The following is a 1,059-nucleotide window of genomic DNA, read 5'->3' as shown; positions in this document are numbered from 1 at the left end:
GGAAGCTAAGCCTGTCAGCGCCGATGATACTGCCCCACCGGGTGGAAAAGTAGGACACCGCCGAACACAACATAAAGAAACGCCCCCCGAGAAATCGGGGGGCGTTTCCCATTGTGTCTCATGCCCAGAGGTCAGCCATCTCCTCCGCGTATACAACAAAGGCAAACCGGCTCTTCCGAGTTAGCAGGGGCGTAGCCGCCTGGCTCTGAGTGGCGCTCGCCGTGATTGGCGGGTGCAGGCCCACCGTACTCGGCGGCGTTGGTTGGTGGGGTTACGGAAGCCGAAGGCGGTCCGGCCGACGTGCTTGACGATCCGGTTGTAGCCTTCACTGCGGGCATTTGTCAGGCCGGTGGTGATCGCGAGAATCATTGGTGCCTGCCAGGTTTCGATGGTCTTTGCCAGGTCGTGAATCTCCGGGACAGCGGTGGCGGCGCAGAAGTCGTAGAACTGCCACAGGGCGGCGTTGACGTCGGCGCGAGCGCCGCCGGTCGTAGCGCAGGCCAGCACGTCGCGCAGCAGCTCTTTGGCGATCCAGGCGGCCAGGATGTTGCCGGCGGGATCAGCAGCGGCCAGGGCGGCGACCAGGCGAGCGTGCTGGTCATCGGTGAGACGTTCAGCAGCACGCAGCAACCGGCGCCGGTTGAGCCACTCGCCGTCGGCTTTGCGGCCCCGTCGTCCCCGGTTGTCCCAAGTGGTGCGCCGGCGCACCGCCTCAACGGTCTGGTTGGCTCGTTTGACCAGGTGAAACTTGTCGACGATCAGCTGGGCGTGGGGCAGAGCGTCGCGGGCGGCTTTGGCGTAGGTGTTCGATATATCGATCGCCACGTAGTCGATGGCGGCCCGCCAGGCTGGGTCACGCTCAGCGAGCCAGTTGGCTACGGGTTTGGCCGAGCGGCCGTTGATCTGCACCAGCAGGCCCCCGGCGCCGGCGATGTCGACCAGTCCGGTGTCGAAGCGGTCGACCCAGATCCGCGCGCCGGTGGAGATATTGTCAAGACCTGTGGATCGGTGATTTTCAGGCGACCTCCGATCCGGCGGTTGCGGGCTCGCCCGTCGACG

At 65.3% G+C, this 1,059-nt stretch carries 1 protein-coding gene; it reads right to left on the bottom strand.

All coding sequences use genetic code 11. From position 1 onward, the window contains the following. Positions 1–180: 180 nt before the first annotated feature. The coding region (locus BST28_RS22945) for an ISL3 family transposase (RefSeq protein WP_109560781.1) at positions 181–1,059 on the bottom strand (879 nt) is incomplete at its 5' end.

This window comes from Mycolicibacter kumamotonensis (assembly GCF_002086285.1).
In the GTDB taxonomy this organism is placed as follows: Bacteria; Actinomycetota; Actinomycetes; order Mycobacteriales; family Mycobacteriaceae; genus Mycobacterium; species Mycobacterium kumamotonense.
Note: the sequence above shows the minus strand (reverse complement) of the source record. Positions and strands in the feature narration are given on the sequence as shown.